This window comes from Hymenobacter terricola (assembly GCF_017921975.2).
Lineage (GTDB): Bacteria > Bacteroidota > Bacteroidia > Cytophagales > Hymenobacteraceae > Hymenobacter > Hymenobacter terricola.
The window spans coordinates 92,563-110,369 of the sequence record NZ_JAGEMO020000007.1 but is presented as its reverse complement, the minus strand read 5'-3'; the positions used below and the strand labels follow the sequence as shown (position 1 = coordinate 110,369).

Sequence of the window (17,807 nt, the reverse complement as noted above, 5' to 3'; positions counted from 1 at the left end):
GGCTAACGATTGCGTCACTACCACGTGCGAGATGCCTCGGCTGCGCTCGGCATGACGTTTTGAATTCCAAAAATAAACAACATGAAGTCTTTCCTCACAGAAATCAACGAGCATTTTGGCGACGGCAATTACGAGGGCGACCAGTTTGGCGGCGCCACCGGCCACAACGGTAACGGCTTGCCCACGGGCTTGCCCAATAATTTCATGTTCGCCACCGGCATCGAGTGCAGCTACCCGACCATCGACAACGGCAAAACCCGCCGCGACCTGCTGGCCGAGTGCGACCACTACAACCGCTACAAAGAAGACCTGGGCCTGGTGAAGGAAATGGGCCTGAAAGTGCTGCGCTACGGCCTGCCGTACTACAAAATCCAGCTCAGCCCCACCAAATACGACTGGGAATTTGCGGACCTGGCCATGGCCGAGATGCAGCGCCTGGAAATCACGCCCATTCTGGATTTGATGCACTTCGGCGTGCCCGACTTCATCGGCAATTTCCAAAACCCCGAGCTGCCGGTGCACTTTGCGGCCTACTGCGAAGAAGTGGCCAAGCGCTACCCGTGGGTGCGCTTTTACACGCCGGTGAACGAGATTTACGTGACGGCCAAGATGAGCGCCAAAGACGGCATCTGGAACGAGCAGCTGAGGTCGGACAAGGCCTTTGTGACGGCGCTGAAGCACACGGTGGCCGCCAGCATCATGGGCACGCAGAAGATTGCCAAGCACCGGCCCGACTGCATCATCGTGCAAAGCGAGTCGGCCGAATTCACCCACGAGCTGCGGGCCGAGCACACCTACGAGGTGCAGATGCAGAACAAGCTGCGCTTCGCCTCGCTCGACTTGCTGTATGGCTACCACCCCGAGGGTGACGTGCTGAACTACCTCTACGACAACGGCCTGACCCGGCGCGAGTACGACTGGTTCATGGCCGGTGAGCCGCCCGGCTACCAGGTGATGGGCAATGACTACTACGGCCGCAACGAGAAAATTATGCTGCCCGACGGCTCCATTCAAACCAGCATGGACGTGCTGGGCTGGTACAACATCACCCACGACTACTACCAGCGCTACAAAAAACCGGTGATGCACACCGAAACCAACGTGCTCGAAGCCAACGAGGCCCCGCTCTGGCTCTGGAAGCAGTGGGTCAACATCCTGCGGATGCGCAAGGAAGGCGTGCCCGTGCTGGGCTTCACCTGGTATTCGCTCATCGACCAGCTCGACTGGGACAAGGGCCTGGAGCGCAAAGTGGGCACCGTGAACCCCTGCGGCCTTTTCGACCTCGACCGCAAGCCCCGCCCCGTGGCCGACGCCTACAAGATGCTGCTCCAGGAATACGGCCAGATTACCATCGTGCCCCACGGTGAGCTGTTTGAAGTAACCAAAGCTCCCGCCACACTGAAAGTGGAGGTATAAGGCTACCGACTGCGAAAAAACCTCATTTCAACCCCCATGGAATCCCCCCAAACCGTCACCAAATACACCTGGGACGACATGCCCAAAGAGCAGGTGACCGACCAGCTTTCGCGCCGTCTCATCACCGGCGATAAGATGATGCTGGCCCACGTCTACCTCAAAAAAGGCTGCATCGTGCCGCTGCATCAGCACGACAACGAGCAGATTACCTATATTCTGGAAGGGGCGCTGCGCTTCTGGATTGGCTCGGAGGACGCCGAGCCGATTGTGGTGGGCGTGGGCGAGGTGCTGCACATTCCGTCCAACGTCTGGCACAAGGCCGAGGCCGTGGAGGACACGCTGGACGTGGATATTTTCAGCCCGCCGCGTCAGGACTGGCTCGATAAATCGGACGACTACCTGCGCCAGAAATAGCCCCATGGACCTCGGACTGACAGGAAAAATAGCCCTGGTGACCGCCGCCAGCAAGGGCCTGGGCCGCGCCGTGGCCGAAGAGCTGGCCGCCGAAGGAGCCTCCCTCATCCTCTGCGCCCGCGGCAATGAGGCCCTCCAGGAAACCTGCGCCGCCATCGCAACCGCGTACGGCGTGCCTGTCCTCGGCTTGGCTGCCAACGTGGCCGACCCCGCCGACGTGGCCCGCCTGGTGCAGGCCGCGCAGGCCCGCTTCGGCCGCATCGACATTCTGGTGACCAATGCCGGCGGCCCGCCCGCCGGCACCTTCGATATGCTGACGCCGGAAATGTGGCAGGCTGCCACCAGCCTGCTCCTCACCAGCGTGGTGGAGCTGACCCGCGTCGTGCTGCCCGGCATGAAGGCGCAGGGCTGGGGCCGGATTCTGAACATCACGTCCATTTCCGTAAAGCAGCCCGTTGAAAACCTGATGCTCTCCAACAGCCTGCGCGCCGCCGTGACGGGCATGGCCCGCACGCTGGCCACGGAAGTAGCCGCGCAGGGCATCACCGTCAACAACATTCTGCCCGGCTACACGCGCACCGAGCGGGTGGTGGGCCTGGCCGATGCCACGGCGGCGAAAGAAGGCATCTCGGCCGAAGAAGCCACGGCCCGCTGGGAAGCTCAGATTCCGATGCGCCGGCTGGGCGAGCCCCGCGAGTTTGCCGCGCTGGCGGCGTTCCTGTGCTCGGAGCGGGCCAGCTACATCACCGGCACGTCCATCCCCGTAGATGGCGGCTGGATTCGCGGGCTGCTGTAGGAACGCGCCATGGCGCGTTCGGTCGTTGGCGCGTTCTGACGTCCGGTCGTTGGCCATAGTCGTGTCTGAATGTAAATCGTGCGACGATTGAACGCGCCGTGGCGCGTTCCCACTGCCCCGCGTTCTCTCCATTCAATTCCCTTTCCCCTTGACCTCAACCCTCACCCACCGCCAGAAGATGCTCACATTCGCGGGCATTCTGCTGGCCATGTTCCTGGGCTCGCTCGACCAAACCATCGTGTCCACCGCGCTGCCGCGCATCGTGGCCGATTTGCACGGGCTTGACCGGTTTACGTGGGTGGCCACGGCGTATCTGGTGGCCAGCACGGCGCTGGTGCCCATTTATGGGAAACTGTCGGATATGTACTCGCGGCGCACCATTGAGGTCACGGCCGTGAGTATTTTTCTGGTCGGCTCGATGCTGTGCGGGCTGGCGGGCGAGTTTGGCTCGCTGCCGGTGCTGGGCGATGGCATGAACCAGCTGGTCATCTTCCGGGCCATTCAGGGGCTGGGCGGCGCGGGGCTGTTTGCCATGGCCTTCATCATCATTGCCGACCTGTTTGCGCCGGCCGAACGCGGGCGCTACCAGGGGTTTACGGGGGCGGTGTTCGGCACGTCGTCGGTGCTGGGGCCGCTGCTGGGCGGGTTTCTGACGGATAAGGGCACGGGCCTGATTCCGGGCGTGGCGGGCTGGCGGCTGGTGTTCTACGTGAACCTGCCGCTGGGCCTCATCGCGCTCTGGTTCATCATCACCCAAATGCCGCCGCTGCGCCCGCGCACGGCGCCCAAGCCGTTCGATTTCGTGTCGGCCGTGTTGTTGATAACGGGCCTGGGGCCGCTGGTGGTGGCCTTGCAGCTCAACAAAGCCGTGTATGCCTGGACGGCTCCGCTCACGCTGGGGCTGCTGGGTACGGCGGTGGCGGCGCTGGGCCTATTCGTGGTGCGCAGCCTGCGCCACGAGAACCCGATTCTCAACTTCAGCCTGTTCAAAAACCCGGTGTTCCGGGCGGCGAACGGGGCGCTGTTTCTCATGGGCGGGGCGTTTCTGGGCGTCATCATTTTCGAGCCGCTGTTCATGGTGAACGTGCTGGGCGAGTCGGCCACCCGCGCCGGCATTAGCCTCATTCCCATGTCGCTGGGCGTGGTCACGGGCTCCATGCTGGCCGGCCAGATGGTGTCGCGCTTCGGCCACTACAAGCGCTGGATGCTGAGCGGTATTATGCTGCTGCTCATCGGGCTGTCGCTGCTGGCCACCATGCCGCCCACGGCACAATACCACCAGGTGCTCATCTACCTGGCCATGTGCGGGCTGGGCCTGGGCCCCACCATGCCGCTCTACACCCTGGCCGTGCAAAATGCCACCGAGCCGCAGCTCATGGGTCAGGCCACGTCGGCCAGCCAGTTTTCCCGGCAGATTGGGGGCGCCATCGCGGCCTCGGCGCTGGGCACGGTGCTCACCCTCACGCTGGCCCGGAACCTGCCCGCCCCGGCCGGCTGGCCCGCCGCGCAGCAAACCGTAGTGGCCGAGGGGCCGACGCTGGCCTCGGCTGCCGCCACTACTGGCCCGAATCCGGTGGTGCGGGCCGCGTTTTCCAAAGCCATTTCGCGGGTCTATTTTTTCAACATCTTCCTGGTAGTGGGCGGGTTTATCCTGACGCTGTTTATCCCCGAGCTGCCCCTGCGCAAGAGCAACGAAGGGCCACCGGTTGGGGCGGAGTAGGGTGAAGGAGAAAAAGCACATCGTGCTGAGCGCAGTCGAAGCATCTCTACCGCGAGAGTAACTAATTGCTTGCGCGGTAGAGATGCTTCGACTGCGCTCAGCATGACGGTCTACCAATCCCGTTCAACTACCCGTACCTTCGCTCCGTTGGTTCTCGGTTTGATTTCCTTCAATCAGCGGACGGTTTTCGGCCGGGGCCTCGGCCCTGACGGGAATTAAAAGGGAATCGGGTGCAACTCCCGAACAGACGCGCTACTGTGAGTTTCCCGGCCTGATACGGCCGGAGCCGGCAGCCCCTACTTGAAGCCCATTGGCCCCCTCAAAACGGGCCGAGAAGGGCGGGGTCGGCCCGAAACAAGTCAGGAGACCTGCCGGCCGCGGAGTGATGCTGCCCTCGCGCCTGGGGCTGGCATCGGCGGTGCCGTGCCGCTGCGCCCTGGGCGCGGCCGGGGCGGCATGCGGCCGGTGGCTGGCTTAGGCAAAACAAGGGCTTGAACGCAAGCGGAGACCTTTTTTTACCTCTATTCCTGCTGCTCATGCTTCTTGCCGACCGCATTGCCCGTGCCGAAACGCGCATCTTCAAAGCCGTATTCCCCAACACCACCAACCACTACGATACCCTCTTCGGCGGCACCACGCTGCTGCTCATGGACGAGGTGGCCTTCATCGCGGCCACGCGTTTCTCGCGCCTGAAAATGGTGACGGTTTCCTCCGAGCGGGTCGATTTCACGCACCCCATTCCCGGCGGCTCGCTGGTGGAGCTGGTGGCCAACATCGAGCACGTCGGCAATACCAGCCTGAAGGTCCGCGTGGAGCTATTCGTGGAGCAGATGTATTCCGAAGACCGCCACAAAGCCGTCACGGGCCTGTTCACCTTCGTGGCTGTCGATGAGCACAAGCAGCCCGTGCGCATTATCGCCGCCGGCCCCGAAGTGGTGGCGTGAGCAATAAAAAAGGGCCTTCGGCAATTGCCAAAGGCCCTTTTTTATTGCTCACGCCACTAATTTGTTTCCGAACCGTGCTTCCGGCGTTAGCCGTGCCGGAAGCACGGTTCGGAAAAGCTTTACTCAATCACCAGCTGCTTCACCACCACGCCCTGGGCCGTGGCCAGGCTCACCAGATACATTCCGGGAGCCAGGCCGGCCAGGGGCAGGGTGCGGGCTTCGGCGCTGCCGGTTGCGGGCAGCGTGAAGGTGCGTAGCCGCTGGCCCAGCGGGTTCAGCAGCGTGACGGTGGTGGCTTGCTGGCGCAGCACGGCCGGCAATTCGATGGCCACGGCGGCGTGGGCCGGGTTGGGGTACACCCCAATCTGCCGGGCCAGGGCCGCCGACGCCACGGCCAATGCGCGGCCCTGCGTGAGCAGCAGCGAGAAGCGGGTGCCGGAGCCGGCCATCCCGATGCTGAAGGAGTAGCTCGGCTGCTGGGCCAGGTCAATGGCCGCGCCGGTTTGGGCATCGCGCAGGTACGCAGTGGTGCCGGTGGGAATGTTCACCAGCTGCGCGGCCTGCAACGAGTACGTGCCCGCGGCGGGCACATCCACCCGCAGCGGCACCACCACGTCGGCGGTTGAGAGCGGGGCCAGGCCCTGCACCGAGAGGGCTTCGCTGTTGCTGGCCAGGGCGGCCACGTTCAGGCCCGTGGTGTTGGGCAGCTTGTGGGCATCGAAATTGCCATCAAAAGCGGCCGTGGCGCCGGTGGTGGCATACACGTACACCTGGTCGGTGAGGGTGGCGGCGGCGTTGCTCAGCGTGAGCTGCACCTGGGGATTGGTGCTGGTGGAGCGCTGGAACACCGGCTGGCCGGCGAAGGTCGTCTGGCGGTTGGCGTTGGTGAGGGCAATGCTGCCGGCCGTGCCGGCGGTGCTGGCCCGCACGAAGAAGGCCTGGCCGGCGGCAATGAGCCCGGTGCCCGCGCCCACGCCATTCACGAAGGAATGGTACACGCCGCCGTATTGGCTGGTGCTCTGGAACACGTAGACGGCGCCTTCCACGTTGGGGCGGCTGGCCGAGCTCACCGTGCCCCAATCCAGGGGCGAAGGGTAGGGGTTGCCAATCAGGTTCCAGCCGGTTTGGTCGGTGGGGCCGGCGGCCGGAATGGGATTCGAGCGAACAATGCCGGTAATCGTGCCGTTGCCCTGGCCGAATTGCCCCTCGAAATCAACCACGGCCGAGTTGGCAATATTCACGGTGAAGCCCTTGCCAAAGGGCATGGGGTCGGCGGTGCTCCCCGGCGACTGCCAGCCTTTGTCGAAGACGGCAATGCCCGTGGCCGCGTTCGCCAGGCGGCTTTCGTCGTAGCTGAATACGTTTGGGAAAGGCGTGAAGGCCAGGGGCGCGAGCGAGGTATTGTAGCCGCTGTTCACGCTGGGCGCGAAGCCCGGGGTGGTCAGGTCGGCCACGGTGCTGCCCGCTGTGGGCGAAGCAAACTGGCGGTAGCCGATGCCGGCCGGGTTGCCGCTGCCGTCGATGTAGCGCTGCTGCACGCCCGTGCTGCCGGTTACGACGCCCGTGCCGCTGTTGACGAGCAGGGCCGTGCCGGCCGCGCTGGACAGCAGCACGAGCCGCTGAACATTCAGGGCCAGGGCCCCCGCGCCGCCCACCGTCACCACCTGCGCGATGTTGACCGGGGCGCTAAGCGTGACGCTATTGGCATTGGTGGTGGTGAGGTTGCGCACCTGCGGCGGCAGGCCGGAGCCCGTCACCTGGGCGGCCGTGCCGTTGTAGGTATAGCTGGCGTCGGGGCTGAAGGACCGGGCACCCATGAGCTGCACGGCTCCCGTGGCGCCGGAGGTGCTGATACCGGCCGGGTCGCAGATGCCCAGCGTGGCGCCGCCCTGCAAGGTGAAGGTGCCCGGACCGGTGAGGGCCTGGCAGGCCGTGTTCAGCGTGCCGCCCGGTTGCACGGTCAGGGTGGTGGCTACTGTTAGCAGCCCCGTCAGGGTAGCCACGCCGGTGCTGGTCACGGTCACGTTATTGTACGTGCCGCTCACGTTCTGGGGCGTGGACACGACCAGGTCGGGCGAGCCCTGGTTCAGCCGGATGCTGGTGTTGGCGGAGCCATAGTTGCCGGTTGCAAAGTCCATGTCGCCGTCGCCGTCGAGGTCGCCCACGGCCAGTCCCGACGGCTGAGACCCGACGGAAACCTGCGCGTTAGTAGCCGGCGCGGCAAACACGCCACTGCCATTGTTGAGCCGGATGCTCACGCCGTTGGAGTTTTGGTCGGCCGAGAGCAAGTCCAGATAGCCGTCGCCGTTCACGTCGGCGAGCGCCACGTGCTCGGGGTTAGTCCCCACGCCTACTTCCGCATTGGCCGCGGGCGTCAGAAAGGTGCCGCTGCCGTTGTTGAGGCGTACGCTGATGGTGTTGGAGTAGTAGTTGCAGGTCACCATATCCAGGTCGCCATCCGCGTCCACGTCGCCCACGGCTACCTGCACGGGGGCGATGCCCACGGTGATTTCGGCCCCGACGGCGGGCGCGGAAAATACTCCGTTGCCGTTGTTGAGCCGCAGGCTGACCGTGTTGCCGGTCCCGCCCCCGTAGGAGGCGGTGAAAAAATCCAGGTCGCCGTCGCCATCCACGTCACCGATGGCCATGCCGAGGGGAAAAGCCGCAATACTGACCGTTGCGCCGGTAGCCGGCGTGACGAAAGCACCGCTGTTCAGCCCGCTGTTGATGCGGACGCTGACCGTGTTATCGTTGTTGTTGCCAACCAGCAGGTCGAGGTCGCCGTCGCCGTCCACGTCGCCCAGGGCGGCGGTCAGGGGCCAGTTCCCCACGGTTACTTCGGGGGTGGAGGCCGGGGCCGAGAATACGCCGCTGCCGTTGTTTACCCGCACGCTGACGCTGTTGCCACCAAAGTTTGAGGTCGCCACCATATCCAGGTCGCCGTCGCCGTCGATATCGCCCAGCACCACGGTGCGGGGCGTATTAACCACGCTCACCTGGGAGTTGGTGGCCGGAGCCACGAAATTGGTGCTGTTCAGGCCGTTGTTCAACCGAATGCTGACACTGTTGCCCCCCGTAGCAGGCACCAGCAGGTCGAGGTCGCCGTCGCCGTCCACGTCGCCGCTGGCCAGGTTGAAAGATTGGGCACCGGTGGTAACCTCCGAAGTAGCCGCCGGAGTCGACAGGTTGGCGCTGCCCCCGCCCACGGCCGCGATAAACTGAAACACCTGCGGCTGGGCCAGGTTGCCGCTCGCCCCTTGCACGCCCGTGGTAATGGTGGCCGAAACGGTTTCGCCCGCCTGGAAGTCGGTGCTCGGGTCGAACGTGAGGGTGCTGCCGCTTACAACGGCCGTGCCGGCTACTTTGCCGCCGCGCTGCGCGCTGTATACTTTCAGGGCCCCCTGGGTGGCGGCGGTGTTGGCCAGGGCTTCCGAAAACGTGGCGGCGACGTTGCCCGGGCGCGGGGTGTTGCGCAGGTTGCGGGTGGGCGCCAGGGCCGTAACGGTGGGCCCGGAAAGGATGTCGCGCCGCACGGTAGGCGCCGGTACCGCCATTGGAATTGGCGGGGCCGCCACCTGGTTCGCCGCTTGCGCCACACCGGCCGGTGCCATGTTCATATCGCCGATGCGGCCCGCCGTTTGGGCCCCCGCGGGCGCAGCTAGTCCCGCCAGGAGCGCTACCGTGAGGCCGCCGGCCCAGCGCGGCGCGGCAGAAGAACCCAAATGAGAGAGTCGAAGTAAAGTCATAAGCAGATTGAAAAATGTGAAAAGTGATGAAAGGAAATAAGTTAGCGCAACAATCCAGGTCGAGCAGGCAAGGCCTGGGCTGGATGCGGGTGCGAATTACGATGAATAATCATCGATTCAAGAAAATAGCGAAGTAATTCCACGGCTAATGTAGGTGCAATTGGTTCTGGGAATCGATAAACTATGCCTGGCCGGGCGTTATCAAATTATGCCGCTCCGGTGCAACGGTTATCGCCGGCTGCGTGGCCGGACCGCGAGGGAGTGGGACCAACGCGCCCCGGAAATGGGGGAGGTACTTTTGACGCCAAAGGCAGCTTCCCAAACTATGGGAAGAGGGTTTGGCGCCAAAGGCAGCATCACCAGCGTTGGTAACGCCGGGTTTGCGCCCTAAATCGCCCCGGCTAATGTTTTCCCAGGCCCACCCAGCCGCGCTGCATGGCATAGTACACGCCGGTGCCCACGATGAGGCCCACCAGGTAGCCATACGGCAGCCCGGCGCAGAGCAGGCCCACCAGCAGCGCCACCAGCAAATCGGAGCGCTGGCCGCTGATGTCGCGCAGCAGCGTGGCCAGCGACAGGGCCTCGAACAACAGCAAAACCCCCAGCACCGGCAGCGGAAAAATCTGCACCACGTCGGCAAAGCCCTGGCTGAAAAACAGGCCCATCACCAGGAAAATGCTGCCGTAAATGACCACTGAGCCGCCCGTGCGCGCCCCAAACGCATAGTGCCCCACCATGCCGCCCGAGCCGTGGCACACCGGAAAGCCGCCGAAAAACGGGTTCGCGAGGTTCATCAGGGCGTAGGTGAAGCTGATTTTCTTAATCGTGAGGGGCTCCCGCTCCGGGAATAAATCCTGCGCCACCTGCCTGGTGGCCAGAATGGAATTGCCAAGCGACAGCGGAATCTGGGGCAGCGCCAGCAGCAGGGCGCCGGTGAGGATATCGGCCGACTGGGGCAGGTGCCAGGTGGGCAGGTGCAGGCCCACCGCCTTTTGCGCCGCCGCGAAATCGAGCTTGAAAACCAGCGCATACGCCACGCCCAGCGCAATGACAATGAGCGCTGCCGGCCAGCGCCGGTTGCCAAACAGCCCCACCGTCACCACAAAGGCCGCCGCCGCCAGCGCATAGCCGGCCGCGCCATCGGAACCCACGTATTTCGTGAGCGCCAAAGTAGCCAGCTGCAGCGCCAGCCCAAACTGAATGCCGCGCACCACGGCCTTGGGCACCAGCCGCGCCAGCCCATCAATCAGCCCGGTTACCGACAGAAAAAACATGCTGATGCCAATGGCCAGCCCCCCGCCAAAAATGACCCGACCCGGGATTTTCTGGGCAATAACCAGCGCCGCGAAGGCCTTGAGCGGCTGTACGGGCATGGGCATGCGGTACCACAGCCCGGTGAAAACCTGCATCAGCCCGAACAGAATCAGCACCGAAGCGCTGTCGATGCCCGACGCGGCGATGACGCCGATGAGCAGCGGCAAGTCGGTGCCGAGGTCGCCAAACGCGCCGGCCAGCTCGTTGCGGTCGAAGCGGATGGGCGGGCGGGCGGGAGCGGGCGGCGGGAGCGTAGGAGGCTGCATTGAGGCAATGTAGGAACGCGCCACGGCGCATTTGGTCGTTCAACGGTTTGGTGCGGCCGGTTGTTCGACGCTGGTTTAACGGGTTTTTACAACGACTGAACGCGCCGTGGCGCGTTCCTACGGGGCGGCTTCTTCGGCCACTTCGCCCAGGTATTCGCCGCTGGTGAGGCCCCGGCGGCGGCGCAGGCGCAAGGGTTGCAGGCGCTTGCCCAGGGCTTCGACGGCCATTTCGTGGTCCAGCTCGCCTTCATTATGCGCCAGGAAAACAGTTGCCACCCCGTTGCCGATGAAGTTGGTGATGCTGCGCGCTTCCGACATAAACCGGTCCACGCCCAGCAGCAGGGCCAGGCCCTCCACCGGAATCGCCTTCATGGCCGTGAGCGTGCTGGCCAGCACCACGAAGCCGCTGCCCGCCACCCCGGCCGCGCCTTTCGAGGTCACCATCAGAATGCCCATCATGGTCAGAATCTGGGCTCCTGATAAATCAACGTGGAATACCTGGGCCAGAAACAGCGTCGAAAGCGAGAGGTAGATGGTGGTGCCGTCGAGGTTGAAGGAGTAGCCCGTGGGCACCACCAGCCCCACCACCGGCTGCGCGCAGCCCATGGCCTCCAGCTTTTCCATCAGGCCCGGCAGGCCGGCTTCGGAAGAAGAAGTGCCCAGTACAATCAGCAGCTCGGCCTTGATGTAGGTGAGAAACGACCACATGCCAATGCCGCAGTAGCGCAGAATGGCTCCCAGCACCAGAAAAACGAACACCCCCATGGTCAGATACACCGTCACCATAAGCTTGCCCAGCGGCAGCAGCGTGGCAATGCCGTACTTGCCAATGGTAAAAGCCATGCCCCCAAACGCGCCGATGGGCGCCAGCAGCATCACCAGGTGCAGCCCCCGGAATACGTATTTCGAAGCCTCTTTCAGGAAGTGAATGATGGGCTTGCGGCCGGCGTATTTGCTGAGCACAATGCCCAGCAGGATGGCTATGAGGAGGACTTGCAGCGTAAGATTATCGGCCAGGAAGTGCCCCCACGAAAACTCCGTGGCCCGCTTCGTGAACTCGCCCACCTTCTCAGCATTGAGCTTGCCCGTGGCCACTCCCGCCCCCGGCCGCACCAGCGCTGCCGCGCCTACGCCAATGAGCAGGGCCAGCGTAGTCACAATTTCAAAGTACAGCAGCGCCTTGCCCCCAATGCGCCCCACCTTCTTCAAATCCCCCATTGTGCTGATGCCAAGCGTGATGGTAAGGAAGATAATGGGGTTGATGAACAGCTTCACCACGTCGATAAACCGCTTGCCCAGCGGCTCCATCTGCACGGCCGTAGCCGGCCGGAAGTGGCCCAGCAGCGCCCCGGCCACAATGGCCAGCAGCACCCAAAGCGTGAGGTTGCGGGTGATTTTGCGAAGTTTCATAGGCGGTAGGAACGCGCCACGGCGCGTTCAATCGGTGAACGAGTACAATCCAAACGTACGGGGCAAATAAGTGGCAGCCGGAATCATACAACGCCCGAACGCGCCATGGCGCGTTCCAACCGTAAACCCACGCCATGCTTTCGCGCTTATATGCTGTCGTTCGTTGGCCCAAATTCAGTCTGCCCACCCATGCAACCCGCCATCCTCCTGCCCGCCGCCAGCTACGAATTCGTCACCATCCAAAAGGTGAGCGGCTCCGGCCCGCCCGTGCCCGCCTCCGACCAGCTGGCCGCCGAGGAACCGCTGGAAATCCGCATCGGCTACGAAACCGATGGCCAGCGCCGGCACCGCACCCTGTCCGTGACCATGCGCACGCCCGGCAATGACGAGGAACTGGCCGCCGGCTTCCTGCTCACCGAAGGCATCATCCAGGCCAAGGCCGACCTGCTCGGCATCATTCCCTGCCCCGATGTGCAGAAGGCCGAAGAAGCCGGCAACGTAGTCCGCGCCGAGCTGGCCGCCCACGTAAAAGTCAATTTCGCGGCCATGGAGCGGCATTTTTACACCAGCTCCAGCTGCGGCGTGTGCGGCAAAACCAGCATCGATGCCGTGCGTACTGCCTCCTGCCCGGTGTTGCCCACCGAGGGCCCGCACCTGCACTACGCCGTGGTGCACCAGCTGCCCGAGAAGCTGCGCGCCGCCCAGGCTGGCTTCGAGCAAACGGGCGGGCAGCACGCCTCGGCGCTGTTTTCGCCGGAAGGCGAGCTGCTGCTGCTGCGCGAAGACGTGGGCCGCCACAACGCGCTGGACAAGGTAATTGGCGCCGCGCTACTGGCCGGGTGGCTGCCCCTGCACCAGCACGTATTGCTGGTGAGCGGCCGGGCCAGCTTCGAGCTGGTGCAGAAAGCGGCGGCGGCCGGCATTGGGATTCTGGCGGCCGTGGGTGCCCCCAGTAGCTTAGCCGTGCAGGCAGCCGAAAGCTTCGGGATGACGGTGCTGGGTTTCGTGCGCAACGAACGGTTCAACATCTACAGCCACGGCTGGCGGCTGGTCCTTTAACATTTATCAATGAACAGTTAACAATTGAAAATCAAGAATCAACAAACCACCTGGGCCGCCCGTAATACCAGCGCCAGCGCCAAGGCCATGCCGACGGGGTACTACATGTTACATGTTAATTCTTAAATGAAATGAAACTCCGGATTGAAGACGACACCCTGCGCCTGCGCCTCTCCCAGGGCGAGCTGGACGAATTTGCCTCAACAGGGCGCGTGGAGGGCGCGGTGCACTTCGGCCTCGGCCCCGCGCAACGCCTGACCTACGCCCTGGAGCGCGGCTCGGAGCCCGCCCAGACCCTCCCCAACGAAGAACCCGTGCAGGTGCACTACGAGCCGGGCGCGCTCACTGTGCTGGTGCCGTTTGCCCTGGCCCGGGCTTGGCTCGAAACCGACCAGAATGGTTTTTCGCATGCGCTGCCATTGGCTGAAAATCAGCACCTCCGTATTCTGGTTGAGAAGGACCTGGACTGCCGCCATTAGGAAGTTAAAAGTTAAAAGTTGGGAGTTAAAAAAGGGCTGGTTACAGCCGATAAGCTCTCAATATTTTCGGCAACTTTTAACTCATAGCTTTTAACTTTTAACTCAAATGATGGAAGAATCCCCTAAAACAGACCCCGGTAAAGCCGGCAAGGCTCAGGAGCAGAAAGCTGAAAACGCCCCCAAAAGCGGCGAGCGGCCCGACCAGGGCAGGGCCCCCGCGCCCGACCATTACCGCACTGAGCCGCAGGATACCCACATCCACACCCACATTCCCGCTCCCGATGTGGCCACGGCCAAGTACCGCTACCCAATCCTGGCCCAGCCGCCCGAAGCCCTCACCGGCCTCAAGCTGGAAGCCCGCGAGAAGATTGCGGCCGGTGTCACGGCCGTCATCAAATCCATGCAGTTCAGCTGGACGGAGGGCGGCGTGGGGCGCGGCACCAAGGCCCTGCTGGGCCTCAACCAGAAAAACGGGTTCGACTGCTCCAGCTGCGCCTGGCCCGACCCGGACGAGCACCGCTCGGTGGCCGAATTCTGCGAGAACGGCGCCAAAGCCACTGCTTCCGATGCCGACGACAAGGCCGCCGGTCCCGAGTTTTTCGCCAATCACAGCCTGGCCGAGCTCTCGCGCATGACCGACCGCGACCAGAACAACGCCGGCCGCCTCACGCACCCCCTGGTGAAGCGCCCCGGCGACAACCACTACTCGCCCATCGCCTGGCCCGATGTCTTCGACATCATCGCCAAAGAGCTGAACGCCTGTGAATCGCCGAACGAAGCCGTGTTTTACACCTCCGGCAAAGTGCCGAACGAGCCGGCCTTCCTGTTCCAGCTCTTCGCCCGCCAGTTCGGCACCAATAACCTGCCCGACTGCTCCAATATGTGCCACGAGAGCAGCGGTTCGGCCCTCAGTCCTACGCTGGGCCTGGGCAAAGGTTCGGTGACGCTCAACGACTTGCACGAGGCCGAGGTCATCCTCATCATCGGCCAGAACCCCGGCACCAACCACCCGCGCATGCTCTCGGCCCTACAGATTGCCAAGCGCAACGGGGCCAAAATCATTGCCGTAAACCCGCTCATTGAAGCCGGCCTCAACCACTTCCGCAACCCGCAGGATTTCATGAACCCGCTCAAGGCGCTGGGCGCCCTGCTGGGCGACGGCACGCAAATCACGGACGTGTTCCTGCAAGTGAAAGTGGACGGCGACATGGCCCTGCTGCGCGGCATCATGAAGCACTTGTTTGAAGCCGAGGATATGAACCCCGGCCAGGTGGTGGACCGCAGGTTCATCGACGAATTCACGGTTGGTTTCCCCGAGTTTGAGCAGAATATCCGCAGCACCGGCTGGGAGGAAATTGAGGAAGTAAGCGGCATCAGCCGGGCCCAATTGCTCGAAGCGGCCAACCTCATTGCCCACAAGCAGAAGATTATTACCTGCTGGGCCATGGGCGTGACGCAGCAGCGCCAGGGCGTGCAGACGATTCAGGAAATCGTGAATCTGCACCTCATGAAGGGCGCCATCGGCAAGCCCGGCGCGGGCACCTGCCCGGTGCGCGGCCACTCCAACGTGCAGGGCGACCGCACGATGGGCGTGTGGGAGCGCATGCCGAAATCCTTCATGGACGGGCTGCAAAAGGAATTCAACTTCACCCCGCCCACCAAAGACGGGTTCGATGTGGTGGAAGCCATCAAGGCCATGCACCTGGGCATGACCAAGGTGTACTTCGGCCTGGGCGGCAACCTGCTGGCCGCCGGCCCCGATACCGAGCTCATCGCCGAAGCCATGCGCAAGCAGAAGCTGACCGTTTTCGTGGGCACCAAGCTCAACCGCGGCCACCTCACCACGGGCGAAACCAGCCTGCTGCTGCCCTGCTTTGCGCACGTCGATATCGACATGCAGAAGTCTGGCCATCAGATGACCAGCTGCGAAAACTCCATGGGCGTGGTGAGCCAGAACAAAGGCATCCTGGTGCCGCTGGCGGGCGAGATGATGAGCGAAATCGCCATCATCAGCGGCATGGCCATTGCCACGCTGGGCGAAAAAACCAACATCGCCGACTGGGTGGCCATGACGGAGAATTACGACGTCATCCGCGACCATATTTCCCGCGTCATTCCGGGTTTCGAGAAGTTCAACGAGAAGCTTCGGCAGCCGGGCGGCTTCTACCTGCCCAATGGCCCGCGCGAGCGCAAGTTCACCACGCCCGATGGCAAGGCCCACTTCACCAAAACCACGCTGGAGCGGCCCGAAGTGGCCCCCGACCAACTTATCCTGATGACGGTGCGCTCGCACGACCAGTTCAACACCACCATTTACGAGTACAACGACCGGTACCGGGGCATCCACGGCGAGCGCCGCGTGCTGTTCATGAACCCGGCCGACATGGCCGCCCGCAGCATCAAAGCCAAAGACCTCATCGACATCACCAGCCACTTCCAGGACGAGGAGCGGCGCGTGGAGAAGTTCGTGGCCGTGCCCTACGACATCCCGAAAGGCAACGTCTGCGCCTACTTTCCGGAGGCTAACCCGCTGGTGCCCATCGGCAGCGTGGCCAAAGTGAGCAACACGCCCACCTCAAAATACGTGGTGGTGACGGTGGTGCCCACGGCCGTGAACAACGATGTGCGCATCAAGGAGCGCGAGGCGATGATGGCGTAACCTCACGAGACCCCTGTGGGGCGGCCCCTCTCCCGCGGAGAGGGCAGCCTGACGACTGCTAACAACAAGCCCCGACTTACGAAATGAGCCGGGGCTTTTTTTGATATTATTATTCGGAACAACCCGCAGCGCTGTCAGGCTCCCCTCTCCGCGGGAGAGGAGCCGGGGGTGAGGTGGAACGGTTACGCCGTCTCCCCCGTCTTTTCCAAGTCAAACATCTCGCCCAGCATGGCCACCAGCTTATCGGCTTCATCGCGCTTGCAGGCTGATTTCAGGTGCAGGACGTGCTGCTTCAGAATCTTCTGCATCAGCGAGCGGGTGGCTTCGTCGAGGAGCTTGCTTTCGGCGGGGGTGGCTTTTTTCTGGTAGCGGTCCAGCTCTTCCCGGCGCAGGGTTTCGAGGTTGGCCTTCATCTTCTGGATGAGGGGCGACACCATCATTTCCTTGGCCCAGTCATTGAGTCCGGCGATGCTTTCACTGATGATGGCGCGCACCTGCGGCACGGCGGCCAGTCGCACTTCGAGGGCGGCCGAGGCCTTGCTCTGGATGGCGTCGATGTTGTACACCAGCACGCCGGGTACCTGCTCCACATCGGCGGCAATGCTGCGGGGTACGCTCAGGTCAATCAGGAACTTGAAGCTGAGGACGTCGAGGTTTTCGGCCAGCTCACGGGTGAAGAACGGCTCGGCGCGGTTGATGGAGGAGATGATGACGTCGGCCTCTTTCAGCGCGGGCACCAGGTCTTCAAAATTCACGATGCGCATGCCGCATTCTTCGGCCAGGGCTTCGGCTTTGGCGCGGGTGCGGTTGCAAAGCACCACTTCGCCGAAGGCTTTGCTGGCGGAGAGGTGGCGGCAGACATCGGCCCCGATTTCCCCCAGGCCCACCACCAACACGCGCGGGTTGGCCACGTCGGCGGTCAACTCTTCTACCAATTCCAGGGCGGCGTAGCTGATGGAAGCGGCCCCGTCGCGGAAGCTGGTTTCGGTCTGGACGCGCTTGTTGGTGAAGAAAACAGTGTGCAACAAGCGGTGCAGGAAGGGGCCGGCGGCGTCGGCATCGGCGGCCCACTGGTAGGCGGTTTTCACCTGGTTGCTGATTTGCAGGTCGCCGACTACCTGAGCATCAAGGCCCATGGCTACTTCGAAGAGGTGCTGCACGGCCGCGTCGGCGTCGGGCAGCAGGTCGAAGTAGGGCAGGAACTGGCCGATGTCGGCGCGGTCCTTCAAATCGCCCAGCGCGAGGATGATTTCGCGGCTGCGGTCGTCCTCGGCGGCGTAGTACACCTCGGTGCGGTTGCAGGTACTGAGCACGAGCAGGTCGGTGAGGCCCAGCTCATTGTGCAGCGTGTGCAGGAAACGGCGGCAGGCTGCTTCGTCCAGCGAGAGCAGCTCGCGGATGGCAAGCGGGGCTTTCTTAAACGAGAGGCTAACGGCCTTGAACGGATGCGACATAGACTAAATCGGCACGAAACCGGACGACAAAATTACGGCAGGAATCGGCAAGTATGAAACAGCCGACGCAAGTCTCCGGTTCGGGCAACTGCGCAATAATCCGGAAGTCCGCCGTGCGGAGGCCTCGTAC

General features: G+C 63.4%; 12 protein-coding genes and 1 riboswitch. Of the genes, 8 read left to right on the top strand and 4 right to left on the bottom strand.

Annotated features, from left to right (window positions below; genetic code table 11):
• Nucleotides 1-81: 81 nt before the first annotated feature.
• The 5 genes from J4G38_RS07180 to J4G38_RS07160 all read left to right on the top strand — a co-directional run bounded on the left by J4G38_RS07180 (nt 82) and on the right by J4G38_RS07160 (nt 5,290).
• Nucleotides 82-1,416 carry a family 1 glycosylhydrolase gene (locus J4G38_RS07180; protein ID WP_210513853.1) on the top strand — a complete coding sequence of 445 codons (1,335 nt, stop codon included), beginning with the start codon at nt 82-84 and terminating at the stop codon, nt 1,414-1,416.
• A 36-nt stretch (nt 1,417-1,452) separates the two neighbouring features.
• Nucleotides 1,453-1,830 (top strand): cupin domain-containing protein, encoded by a 378-nt coding sequence (locus J4G38_RS07175; RefSeq protein ID WP_210513854.1) that lies wholly within the window; start codon nt 1,453-1,455, stop codon nt 1,828-1,830.
• A gap of 4 nt (nt 1,831-1,834) precedes the next feature.
• Nucleotides 1,835-2,626, top strand: a complete 792-nt coding sequence (locus J4G38_RS07170) for an SDR family oxidoreductase (RefSeq protein WP_210513855.1) — start codon at nt 1,835-1,837, stop codon at nt 2,624-2,626.
• A 148-nt stretch (nt 2,627-2,774) separates the two neighbouring features.
• Nucleotides 2,775-4,346: an MDR family MFS transporter gene (locus J4G38_RS07165; protein WP_226163240.1), complete on the top strand. Its 1,572-nt coding sequence runs from the start codon at nt 2,775-2,777 to the stop codon at nt 4,344-4,346.
• A gap of 164 nt (nt 4,347-4,510) precedes the next feature.
• A riboswitch (cobalamin riboswitch) is annotated at nt 4,511-4,736 on the top strand.
• 146 nt (nt 4,737-4,882) lie between these two features.
• Complete coding sequence (locus J4G38_RS07160) at nt 4,883-5,290, top strand: acyl-CoA thioesterase (RefSeq protein ID WP_210513856.1); 408 nt, start codon at nt 4,883-4,885, stop codon at nt 5,288-5,290.
• Between the two features lie 119 nt (nt 5,291-5,409).
• Here the strand turns inward: J4G38_RS07160 and J4G38_RS07155 are convergent, their stop codons facing one another.
• The 3 genes from J4G38_RS07155 to J4G38_RS07145 all read right to left on the bottom strand — a co-directional run bounded on the left by J4G38_RS07155 (nt 5,410) and on the right by J4G38_RS07145 (nt 12,026).
• On the bottom strand, nt 5,410-9,036 hold the full coding sequence (locus J4G38_RS07155; RefSeq protein WP_210513857.1) for an FG-GAP-like repeat-containing protein: 3,627 nt from the start codon (nt 9,034-9,036) through the stop codon (nt 5,410-5,412).
• Between the two features lie 401 nt (nt 9,037-9,437).
• Nucleotides 9,438-10,616 carry a putative sulfate/molybdate transporter gene (locus tag J4G38_RS07150; protein WP_210513858.1) on the bottom strand — a complete coding sequence of 393 codons (1,179 nt, stop codon included), beginning with the start codon at nt 10,614-10,616 and terminating at the stop codon, nt 9,438-9,440.
• Between the two features lie 117 nt (nt 10,617-10,733).
• Entirely contained in the window at nt 10,734-12,026 is a 1,293-nt protein-coding gene (locus tag J4G38_RS07145) for a cation:dicarboxylate symporter family transporter (RefSeq protein WP_210513859.1), read from the bottom strand.
• 189 nt (nt 12,027-12,215) lie between these two features.
• Between J4G38_RS07145 and fdhD the strand changes: the two genes are divergently transcribed.
• From fdhD to J4G38_RS07130, 3 genes are all read left to right on the top strand, one after another.
• The gene (gene fdhD / locus J4G38_RS07140) at nt 12,216-13,085 is read left to right on the top strand and encodes a formate dehydrogenase accessory sulfurtransferase FdhD (protein WP_210513860.1); all 870 of its coding nucleotides are present in this window, start codon (nt 12,216-12,218) and stop codon (nt 13,083-13,085) included.
• Between the two features lie 131 nt (nt 13,086-13,216).
• Nucleotides 13,217-13,564 (top strand): DUF7009 family protein, encoded by a 348-nt coding sequence (locus tag J4G38_RS07135; protein ID WP_210513861.1) that lies wholly within the window; start codon nt 13,217-13,219, stop codon nt 13,562-13,564.
• A gap of 109 nt (nt 13,565-13,673) precedes the next feature.
• A complete protein-coding gene (locus tag J4G38_RS07130; RefSeq protein WP_210514087.1) occupies nt 13,674-16,223 on the top strand; it encodes an FdhF/YdeP family oxidoreductase in 2,550 nt (849 codons plus the stop codon).
• Between the two features lie 182 nt (nt 16,224-16,405).
• On the opposite strand, the gene hemA is transcribed toward J4G38_RS07130, so the two are convergent.
• Nucleotides 16,406-17,677, bottom strand: coding sequence for a glutamyl-tRNA reductase (hemA, locus tag J4G38_RS07125; protein WP_210513862.1), 1,272 nt, complete (start codon nt 17,675-17,677; stop codon nt 16,406-16,408).
• Nucleotides 17,678-17,807: the final 130 nt, after the last annotated feature.